Source organism: Pontiella sp., from assembly GCF_041622395.1.
Taxonomy (GTDB): Bacteria; Verrucomicrobiota; Kiritimatiellia; order Kiritimatiellales; family Pontiellaceae; genus Pontiella.
The window spans coordinates 1-10,485 of sequence record NZ_JBFJYW010000117.1 but is presented as its reverse complement, the minus strand read 5'-3'; the positions used below and the strand labels follow the sequence as shown (position 1 = coordinate 10,485).

8 protein-coding genes and 1 pseudogene are annotated in these 10,485 nt (G+C 59.6%); 1 reads left to right on the top strand and 8 read right to left on the bottom strand.

Annotated elements, in window-relative coordinates; all coding sequences use genetic code 11:
• The 6 genes and pseudogenes from ABYO54_RS08405 to ABYO54_RS08380 all read right to left on the bottom strand — a co-directional run.
• Positions 1–263, bottom strand: a pseudogene (locus ABYO54_RS08405) ([FeFe] hydrogenase H-cluster radical SAM maturase HydE); the annotation flags it as partial.
• Between the two features lie 54 nt (positions 264–317).
• Positions 318–1,736, bottom strand: coding sequence for a [FeFe] hydrogenase H-cluster radical SAM maturase HydG (gene hydG, locus ABYO54_RS08400; protein WP_372807803.1), 1,419 nt, complete (start codon positions 1,734–1,736; stop codon positions 318–320).
• A gap of 65 nt (positions 1,737–1,801) precedes the next feature.
• The gene (gene hydF, locus ABYO54_RS08395; RefSeq protein WP_372807802.1) at positions 1,802–3,007 is read right to left on the bottom strand and encodes a [FeFe] hydrogenase H-cluster maturation GTPase HydF; all 1,206 of its coding nucleotides are present in this window, start codon (positions 3,005–3,007) and stop codon (positions 1,802–1,804) included.
• Positions 3,007–4,353 (bottom strand): lyase family protein, encoded by a 1,347-nt coding sequence (locus tag ABYO54_RS08390; protein ID WP_372807801.1) that lies wholly within the window; start codon positions 4,351–4,353, stop codon positions 3,007–3,009. Before ABYO54_RS08390 ends, hydF begins: the two co-directional genes overlap by 1 nt.
• 49 nt (positions 4,354–4,402) lie before the next feature.
• Positions 4,403–4,660 (bottom strand): TM1266 family iron-only hydrogenase system putative regulator, encoded by a 258-nt coding sequence (locus tag ABYO54_RS08385; RefSeq protein WP_372807800.1) that lies wholly within the window; start codon positions 4,658–4,660, stop codon positions 4,403–4,405.
• A 167-nt stretch (positions 4,661–4,827) separates the two neighbouring features.
• Positions 4,828–6,702, bottom strand: coding sequence for an SHD1 domain-containing protein (locus tag ABYO54_RS08380; protein ID WP_372807799.1), 1,875 nt, complete (start codon positions 6,700–6,702; stop codon positions 4,828–4,830).
• A 189-nt stretch (positions 6,703–6,891) separates the two neighbouring features.
• On the opposite strand from ABYO54_RS08380, the gene ABYO54_RS08375 reads away from it, so the two are divergent.
• Entirely contained in the window at positions 6,892–7,449 is a 558-nt protein-coding gene (locus ABYO54_RS08375) for a hypothetical protein (RefSeq protein ID WP_372807798.1), read from the top strand.
• Here the strand turns inward: ABYO54_RS08375 and ABYO54_RS08370 are convergent.
• Positions 7,446–9,143 carry a YiiX/YebB-like N1pC/P60 family cysteine hydrolase gene (locus ABYO54_RS08370; protein ID WP_372807797.1) on the bottom strand — a complete coding sequence of 566 codons (1,698 nt, stop codon included), beginning with the start codon at positions 9,141–9,143 and terminating at the stop codon, positions 7,446–7,448. The genes ABYO54_RS08375 and ABYO54_RS08370 overlap by 4 nt on opposite strands.
• Positions 9,144–9,176: 33 nt before the next feature.
• Positions 9,177–10,175, bottom strand: coding sequence for a DUF3187 family protein (locus ABYO54_RS08365; RefSeq protein ID WP_372807796.1), 999 nt, complete (start codon positions 10,173–10,175; stop codon positions 9,177–9,179).
• Positions 10,176–10,485: the final 310 nt, after the last annotated feature.

The window sequence follows — 10,485 nt, the reverse complement described above, 5'->3', positions numbered from 1 at the left end:
TCCTCTTCGTCCATCTGGAAGCGGTCGACGTTTTTGTTGCTCTTGCGGATGCCGCAGTAGTAGCAATCCTTCATGCAGAGGTTGCTGCACTCGATCAGGCCGCGGAAATAGGCGATCTTGCCGACATACTGCTCCTTGATGAAATAGGCGCAATCGAACAACGCCTGAAGCTCCTCCGGGTCGGTGATCGACAACAGCGCTTCGATTTCCTCCACGCAAAGCTCTTCCTTGCGCTTCGCCTTTTCCAATATATTCAAAACCATTTCACTCACCTTTTCCTTCGGTCCGTTGCAGTGCCCTGTTCGCGACGTGTGCGTTTAGAAATAGAGGTCCCGGGCGCCTTGCTTCACCTGCGCAATGCGCTCGACCAACTTGGCTTTCTGGTCGTTTTCGGGCATGCGTTCGAGTTCGCGCTCGATCTGGAGCATCCCCGCCTTTTTGGTTTCGGGCGAGGAATAGTCTTCCATGTATTCGAGGAAGGTCAGGATCGCATTCGGCGTGCAGAAGCGCTTCACGAAGCCCGGCACGGCGAACTCCATGAAATGCTCGCCCGTCCGGCCGAGGCGGTAGCACCCCGTGCAGAACGAAGGGATAAAGCCGGCTTCGCACAGCTCGCGGATCACTTGGTCGAGCGAGCGGCCGTCGTTGAGAACGAACTGGCTCTTCTTGTACGACTCTTCGTCCTTCGTCGAATAGGCGCCGACGCCGATGTCGGAGCCGGCATCGATCTGCGAGACGCCGAACTTGATGATATCGTTGCGCAGTTCGACCGACTCGCGGCACGTCAGGATCAGCCCCGTATACGGAACGGCCAAACGCAGGATGGCAACCAGCCGCTTGAAATCGAAGTCGTTGACGCCCGGATATTGCCCGGTATCGGTTCCGATGGCGGGCTCGATGCGCGGGAACGAAATCGTGTGCGGCCCGACCTTGAAGCGCTCTTCGAGGTGGATCGTGTGATAGAGCAGCGCCATGGTTTCGAAACGCCAGTCGGTCAGCCCCATCAGCGCGCCGATGCCGACGTCGTCGATGCCGGCTTCCTGCGCGCGGTCGAGGCCGTGGAGGCGCCAGAGAAAATCGCTCTTGGGGCCCGAAGGATGCACCTGGGCATAGGTTTCGCGGTGGTAGGTTTCCTGGAAAATCTGATAGGTGCCGATGCCCGCCGACTTCACCAACTTGAAGCCCTCGACATCCAGCGGTGCGGCGTTGATGTTCACGCGGCGGATTTCGCCGTTGCCGTGCTTCTGGGCATAGACTTCCTTTACGGTGTCGTGGATGAACTGCGCGTCGTATTGCGGATGTTCGCCGTAGACGAGAATGAGCCGCTTGTGGCCCTTGTTGACCAGCGCCTCGATCTCGCGGTCGAGTTCCGGCAGGGTCAGCGTCTTGCGCGCCACTTCCTTGTTGGTGCAGCGGAACCCGCAGTATTGGCAGTTGTTCACGCAGTCGTTGCCGATGTAGAGCGGCGCAAACAGGACGATGCGGTTGCCGTAGACCAGCTCCTTCAGCTTGCGTGCGCCCTCGAAGATCTCCTCGGCCAGTTCCGGCGTGTCGGCGTTGATCAGCACTGCCATCTCCTCCGGCTCCAGGCGGTTTTTATCGAGCGACCGCGCAATCACCTCGCGCACGCGTTCCGGCGTCGGGTTCTTGGTCTTCTCCAGCAAGTCGAAGATCTCGTCCTCAGGAATGAAGCTTTTCAGCCCCTCGGTATCAATTTTCGGTAATCCAGGTTTCATTTATTTCTCCAGCAAGTGACGATTGAACCGTGAGGCGTGAAAGGACACGGCTCACGCTTCACTGATCACGCATTCTCATAAGCATCCAGCGCCGCAGGGAACGGAGACAACACCCGTTTAAGCACCCCTTGGGTTTGGGAAATACAGAGTCCATAATTCGTGATCGGAACGCCCGCCGATTCACATTTTTCAATTCGGGAAAGCACCTCGCGGCGGTTCTGCATGCAGCCGCCGCATTGAACGGCCAGCTTGTACTCCGAAAGATTGTCCGGGAAGTCGCGCCCAGCATACACGTCGATCTCCAGATCAACGCCGACATATTGGCGCAACCAGCGCGGAATCTTAACGCGGCCGATATCGTCTTCCAGCGCGTGGTGGCTGCACGATTCGGCAATCAACACCTTGTCGCCCGGTTCCAGCTTGTCGATCGCCGCCGCCCCCATGGCAAACTTGCGCAGATCGCCTTTGAGACGGGCGAATAGGATCGAGAAGGTGGTGCAGGGAATCTCCGGCGGCGTGTCGGCCACCATCTTGAGCACCATCTGCGAATCGCAGATCGCCACGTCCGGCTTCTGGTTCAGGATGGAAAGCATGTGGGCGTATTCGCGCTCTTTGCAGATCAGTGACGCGGCATCGTTGTCGAGCGCGTCGCGGATGGTCTGCACCTGCGGCAGGATCAGGCGCCCCTTCGGCGCCTGGAGGTCGATCGGCACGATCAGCATCGCCAGCCCGCCCGGCTTCACGAGATCGCCCATCAGCGGCGGCGGTGCAATGAATTCATCGGGGCAGACGCGCAGCAACTCGGCCTTGAGCGCGGCCAACACCTTGTCCCTTGAACCCATGTCCGCCGAATTGACCGATAATACCGAAGGGTCGGATACGTCATATAAATCCGATTTGTTGAAAACCTTCACCACCGGAATCTTCTTTTCCGCGGCCTTGGCTTCGACGCGTTGTTCAAATTCGGTGGATTCGCTCCCCTCGTGCAGCAGCAAAATCACGTCGGCGCGATCGAAGACGCGTTCGGTGCGGTCGATGCGCTTTTCGCCGAGGGCGGTGGTATCGTCGATGCCCGCGGTGTCGAGGAAGACCACCGGGCCGATCGGCAACAGCTCCATCGGCTTTTCCACCACGTCGGTCGTGGTTCCGGCCTGCTCGGAAACGATGGAAACATCCTGCCCGGCCACCAAGTTCAGGAAACTGGATTTCCCGACGTTGGTCCGTCCGAACAAGGCGATGTGCAGTCGTAGGCTTTTGGGGGTCTTTTGCATTAGCGGTGTCCGAGGGCCATCAGGTTTTGGGGTGAAAGGGTTCGGGTAACGAGCGCTTCGCCCAGTTCCTGGACGAGAAAGCGTTTGAAATCGGTCCGATCCGCCGGATCGGTCCGATCCTTGAATTTTTGAGCCAGCTCCGTGGCCTTTTCGTAGCCAATGGCGGGGAGAAAGGCGGTGACGATCTCGACGGAGGAATTGAACTGCCGTTCGCATTCGGCCTCGTCGGCGGCGATGCCCTCGGCATGCTTGGCGAGCATTCCGCAGGCGGCCCCGAGCAGCTCCATCGATTCGAGCAAAGCCGAAGCGAGCAACGGCATGAATTCGTTGATCTGCAAGCTGCCGCGCGACGCGCACTCGGTCACGATGAAATCGTTGGCCTGCACCTTGATGCCGATCTGCATGACGCTTTCGAGAATGACCGGGTTGACCTTGCCGGGCATGATCGAAGAGCCGGCCTGCACGGCGGGTAGCTTGATCTTGCGGTTCATGTGCAGCAGGCGCAGGTCGCCGCAAATCTTCAGCAGGTTGGCCGCGCAGGCTTTCATGATGCCGGAAACTTCGACGAAGGCGTCGGCGTTGGCGGTTTGGTCGACCAGGTTTTCGCCGCGGCTGAGCCCGATTCCGGTAACCTCGCGCAACTTGTCGGTGACGTGGAAAATATAGCTGCGCGGTGCCGTCAGCCCGGTCCCGACGGCGGTGCCGCCGAGGTTCACCACGCGCAGGCGCTCCTCGCATTTGAAGGTGCGCCAGCGGTCGCGTGCGAAGGCTTCGGCAAAGGCGCCGAATTCGGCGCCGAGCGTTAGCGGTACGGCGTCGACCATTTCGGTTTTGCCGAGGGTCGGGATGTGGGCGAACTTGTTTTCCAGCCGCTGGAAGGTCCCCTGCAGCGCTTCCACCTTTTCGGCAAGCGCGCGCAAACCGTTGATGGCGGCCACCTTCACGGCGGTCGGATAGACGTCGTTGGTGGACTGGTGCAGGTTGACCTCTTCGATGGGATGGGCCCCCGCGTCGATCCCGATGAGTTCGTTGAGCATCATGTTGGTGCTGGTTCCGGCACCGCCCTGGAGGGCCGGCAAAGGGGGATGCGCGATGTTCGATGCCTGGATCTTCTCGCAGGCGTAGACGATGGCGGCGGCCTTTTCCGGCGCGAGGAAGCCGAGCTCCCGGTTGGCCAGCGCGCAGGCTTTCTTCACCTGGGCGAGCGCGGCCACGAGCGATGCGGGGACGGGCGGACTTGCGGGAATCGGGAAGTTTGCCAACGCCCGCGCGGTGTGGATGCCGTAGGGCGCGTCGGCAGGGAGTTCCACATCGCCTAAAAAATCTTTTTCGGTTCGCGTGTTCATAAGAGTGTCCGCAGATTACGCCGTTGAACGCAGATAAAATTGAGCCGGGTCAAGGATTGGAAACTTTGCTCAGCATGGATTTGACGGAAACGCCGGAAATTCGCCCCAGCTTGCCCGTAAGCGAGCCGAGTTCGTCGGTCGATGCGTCGATGACGAGGGTGATGGCGGAGCAGTTGCGCTTGGGGCACGGGACGCCGGTGCGGGCCAGGATCATGTCGCCGAATTCGGACAACAGGGCGTTGACGGTGGCCGCGTTATGTTCGCGGTCTTCGATGATCAGGCCAACAAAGCCGAGTCGTTTTTCCATTTCGATTTCCTCCGTTCCGCCATGGCGAAACCTTCAGATGATGGTTTGGGTTCCCTTGCAATCCGCCGAGGCCGATTCCGCAGGAAAGCCGCCCCCCTGCCCCAAGGCGCAGGATGGACCGGCAAATGGCAACCCGGCTCAGGCCGGGTTGCCGGAGTTGATTGCGTCTAGTTTTGCCCGGGGCTGGAGTATTCCTGCGGCGGTGTGGGCAGGCACCGGTTAACGTCCCGGTCGAAATACCAGCCGACCTTGATGTTGCGCAGTTTATCGAGGTTTTCGTAGAGAGTTTCGCTCGGCGTCTTGTAGGCGATGATCTTGCCGCGGCTGTCGGTGACGACCACGAGGAACGTATCGTACTTCTTGCCTTTCCGCTCTCCGTTGAGCGTATAGTCGATCAGTTCGACCTTGCTCCCCTTGAAGGAGTGCTTGAACTTCTTCGCTTTCACCAAGGTGAAATCGGACTTCTGATAGTCGAGCAGCATGCGCTTGTTGCCGCCGATTTCGGAGCCAATGGCAAAGAATTCGGCCTGCAACCCAAACCCATAGGGGAGGGACGAGGTTTGCTCGATCTGGGTGGAGAAGGTCATGAAGTTGCCGCGTACCGGCGGAGCCGCTCCACTTTGCGTATCGCCGAACTGGCGAACTTGCGTGGTCTTCTCGAAGTTGATGTCCAGTGTGGGAGGCGTCGAGAGCCAGATATACGAGAGATCTTCCTCCGTGAGCGAATCGATCGGCACCTTGACCTGCTTGCCCCTGGCGTTTTTCAAGACCACCTGGTTCCCCATGACCGTCATGAGCTCCGCTTCCACGTCTTTGCCGTCTTTAAACTTCCACAGACGAATGGGGGATTCTTCGACTTTGGGTTCGGGCTGCGGCGCGACCGGGGTCTCGGCATCGGCAACCAGATTGGTTTCCGAATCCGGCGACGGCGGCTCATAGAAGTCGTTGAATACGGGGCCGGTGGTGAGCGAACATTGATTGTCAGTGAGGAAGCGCGAGATTTCGGTGATGCTATCCCACGTGAGCTCCTCGGTCTTGAACACGGGATACAAGGGCGCGCCGCGGCTGTTGCGCGGGTATTCGACCCCTTCGACTTCGACCAGCAACATGCCCGAAACCTGGCCGCCATGCCACTCTCCGAACAGTACCTTCATATCCAGTGGTTGCCCCGCCTTGAGTTCGATCCAGTCGCCCCCCACCATGCGTTGGTTGCCGAGAACGTGGGTGCGGTCGCCACTGGCCGAGCTGGACCACCAATCGAAATAGCTATAGTGGGCGTTCCAGGCACTCAGCAACACTTCCTTGCCATCGACGTTGACGAAAATATAGGCGTCGCCAATCCCCCAGAAACGGAATTTGATATCGGTCTTATGGACGAGTTTGCCTTCGTATTTGATGAAGAGGTAGTAATCTTCCAGTTCCGGCACCCCGAAAACGCCCGGGGCCAGCGCCGTGGGAATGGGGGGAACCATGATGTTGGTCGCGTAGCGTTTTTCCGGCGAGCGATAGAAGCGCGAGAGGACACTGCTCTTCCACCCGCTCAGCACATACTTGCGCAGGATTTCGCGGAATTGGTCCCCGTCCATGGACATGGTCCCGCCGCGGCGGTCGTGCAACAGGGAGTACACTTCGCCTTCAAAGTCGTTCCCGATGGATTTGGCCGCTCCGAATACGTTGGCGTCCCCCAGATCGACGACCAGATCGAACCCTTCGATGCCCCTGACCATGCCATCGGCCATGCCGCTCATTTCGGGGAGCTGGATATCGGGCATGGTGGCTTTCTGCACCTTGGTGACGATGCGGGTGGTCGGCTTGGGCTTGGCCGATTTCTTGACCTTCACCTTGGGCTTCTTGAGCTTCATCTTCGGGCGTTCCACGGGCGCCGGCGGTTCGAATTTCTGCTCTTCCTTCTGGGACACGGTGAAGACCACCAACAAACCCGCCAGCATCAAAGCCGCGGCATGCACCAGCAAACTGACCACGAAACCACTGGGCGCACCCTTAACCACACCTTTGCTTTTACCGACGACTTTTTTCTTCATATCAACGACCCCTCGCTTCTATCCGGCTTCCGTTTAGGCTATCCAACCTCAAATACACTGATTCGACAAAAAAGATCCAAACACCATACATGAATCGAGCCCGAAGAAAACCGAAACTTTGCCGATTTGTATATTTTTGTCCGAATATGCTTTCACGCGCCCCCCTGCTCAATGGATATATAGCCCGCTATGGAAACCATCAACGATATTCTGAACCCTTATTCCGAACTCGAGACCAACATTCGAGGACTCATGACGCAACTGTTCAGCGAAACCTGCGGCCTGTGCACGGCCTGCTGCTGCCGGGCGGACATTTGCGAAGAGGCCCGCGACAGCGCTTTTTTGGCCAAACTCCTTGAGCGACAGGGCTTAAAAGCCGCCGATATGGACGAGCGTTACGGGTGGCTCGACCTGCACGGTTGCTCGCTGGAGTACGGCCGCCCCCCGATCTGCTATGAATTTTTCTGCGACGAACTGCTGGCGCGCCTTTCCGACGAAGAGGCGCGCCTGGCCGCCCGGGTGCTGGGCAAGCTGATGGATCATGTGGGACAGCGGGCCCTGGGCGGCTGGCATCTGGTCGAGGTGATGGAAGATAGCGATCTCGCAAAAGTCGACCTCGGAGGGCTGGAGCAACGGCTGGAAGAGGCCCGGGCCGCCTACGATGTGATCCGGCACTATCTCGAAAGCGGTCGCCTCGGCGCCGCCGACCGCAAAATCCTCGCCGCGATCAAGCTCGACGAGGTTTAGTCCTGCATCACATCCCATTTCGGGCGTTGCCAGCTGGCCTTGAAGGCTTCGGTATCCCGCTCGATCACCACATCGGACTTTTCGACGGCATCGAGGAACAGGACGAAGGAAAAGGCCTTCCCCTCGCCCATCGATTCGACGGCCTGCTCGGCCAGGCGGTTGGGTGGCAGCAGGCGGCGACCGTTGATCACCTCGGGAACCAGCGGCAATTCGCCGCCGACCCGGTAGGCCTTGTAGACCAGCTCCGAGCAGACCAGCAGGTTGTCGGTGGTGAAATCGAAATTGAGGTCGTAGGGTTTCCCCGCATGGGAAAAGGCCCCGAGCAACGCCTTGAATTTTTCGGCCTTGGTGAGATTCGGCCGGATGACGCCCAGATAGTCGCACCGGGCACTGGTCTCCAGCGATTGGAAGACGACACCCGGGCGAATGGCCTCGACCACCCGGACGGGAAAGCCATCGGAAAAGTTGCCGGATAGCGAGGCGTATGCCTCGGGATAGAGGGCCTTGATGGTTTCCATCGGCTGGAAGCCGAGTTCGGCAAAACAGGCATTCACCTCATCGGGGGTGCCGACATAGAGGGCGACGTGCGGCCAGAACCCGGGAATCCCGATGTTGGTCATGTGCCAGTTGCGCCGCTGGATCAGGATGTCGCCCGGCTCCAGTTCGGGCAGATGCCTGGCCAGGATTTCGGGGGTGATGAGATAGTCGCGCGAGGCCGTGCGGATATGGCTCATTTGCAGCGCCACGTTTTTCTGCACCGGCAGGACGGTCTCGAACGCCGCGCGCTCCAGGATGGCCAGCGGATTCTCGATGAAGAGGTCGGCGTTGGCGCCCAGCGATTGAACGAAGGTTTTGCGGCGCACGAGGAAGTCGGCGACCACCAGGGGGGCGAAGGTGCAGTCCTGCTTGACCAGCTCATAGTAGGCTGCGGCGGCATTGAGGCGTAGCACGACATTGGGGTTGGTAAGGCGCTGCTTCATGAAGAAGTAGCTGTCGGCCGGAATCCCCTCGCCCTCTTCGTTCAGCAGCGTTTCCATGAAGGCGTTGTCGCCGACGAGTTCGACGATCTGCATGCAGGCGTTGTATTGGGCAATATAAGCCATGTAGGCCAGCAGGAAGGCATCGGCATGCAGCTGCGGCTCCGCCACATAGTCGACTTGGTGGAAGCCGCGGTATTTGCCCTTGAGCAAATCGAACTCCAGGAAGGCCATGGCCCCGTCGCGCCAGAGGGACCGGATGGTGGCGCGGTCGGCCCGCGAAAGCCCGTCCAGCCGGCGCGTCAGCAGGCCGTTGGCCCGGAAGGTGTCCACGAAGTCGTCGGCGGTCTTGCGCAGCATCAGATAGCTGGAGAAATCGGATGCGATCTCGCCGCGCAGCGCCGCGGGGGACATCCCCGCCAACGGACTGCGCTCGACCGGGAAGAGGGCCCACGTCACGTAGAAAGCCGCCAGCAGGATCAACGCAACAACGGCGTGCGGCAACAACGGGCGGGCCTTTTTCTTGAGTCGGTGTTTTTGAACGCGCAACAGGCGGCGGTTGATGCGGTAGGAAACCACCAACGGAATCCAGCCGAGCCCGAGCAGGACGAACGCGGTCAGGCGGTGAAGGGGGTAGCCGATCTTCATGCCCAGCACGACGACCGCGGCCAGCACCAGGGCGAGCGTAATCAATAGAAGGCGTTTGTTCTTGAACATCCGGAGAAGGTATCGAACCGGCGGCGGGCAATGCTAGAACAAATGCCCGAGCATCAGATAAAAGCCGACGTCCGGGGTTGCATCCGTCGTGAGCTGCTCGGAAATCCCCACGTCGAGCATCACATCGCCGGGCAGGCGGAGCGCGGCGCCGGCGAGTAGTTGAAGCGAAGAGCCCAGCTGGATCAGCTCGCTGTCGTAGGCCGCACTCTGCAGGTCGAGTTGCAGGTTCAGCGCGAGCCAGTTCCGGGCCCGCCAGTTCATGGATGCCCCGCCATATCCCACCAGATGGTTCTGCTTGCCGGCCAGAACGTCGGAGTTGCCCAGATAAACCGCGCCCACGTTTGCACCCAACGCGATGTTCATGGACGCGAGCAACCGGGTGTCGCTGTAGGCCAGCCCGAGCGAAACATCGGTTCCGCCGCTTCCGAGCAGGTCTTCCGACTCCCCCGTTGGCAGCTTCAGCACCGATCGGGCGGCGAGATGGCGGCCGTCGCTCAACCCGCTCGCCAGCAACGGCACGCCCGCCGTCAGACGGATGTCGCCTAAGCCCTGGCTGCTCTCGAGTGTTTCGTAGAGCACGTCGCCTTGGTCGGCCACCAGGAAGTGGATTTGGTTTTTCTCGAACTCCTTCTGCCGCCCATTGGAATACCCCAGCGTTGAATGGAACTTGCGAATCGTTGAATCCAAATAACCGCCGCCGTGCTGGACGTACGGCAGGTCGAGACCGACTTCGAGCCAGTCCGACACCCCGTACCGAAGCTTCATGGTGTAGGTTGCGGTTTCCCCATCCCAGATGATCGATTCGCCGTTTTCGGCATCCTGGTAGAGCGCATTGTTCGAAACGTTGTAGATGAAAGCCGCATTCAGTTTATTCTTCGGGGTCAGGGCGCCGGACTCCGGTTTCGGCACCCCGTAGATCAAAACAAATGGATTTTGATTTCCGATGTAAAGCGGCGCGGAAGTCTCGCCGCGCGCAAGCCCCAAGCCGCCCATCACCAGCATGACCGCCATGGGGCCTTTTGCCTTCAACATCCTTATCCCTGTTCCTCTTAAGAAATTTAACATAGCGCCGAAAACTATAGGAGCGGCGGTGGCAAGTCGAGCGGGCGCTCCGTCTCTTTTTCCGGCAGGTCGCCCGCCACGGGACAGGGGGGCATTTCCCGCCCACGGGGCACGACGGTTTCTTGATGAACGCAAAAAAGACGTTAGGCACTTGAAGTGCCAATTTCGATTCACTAGGTTGTCGGGATTTGTCAGGGAGATGGAAACCGATGGTGATTGATTTTTGGAGAAGAACGAACGGCGCGATCGTCGTGCTACTGGGCATCGGACTGCTTCGCGT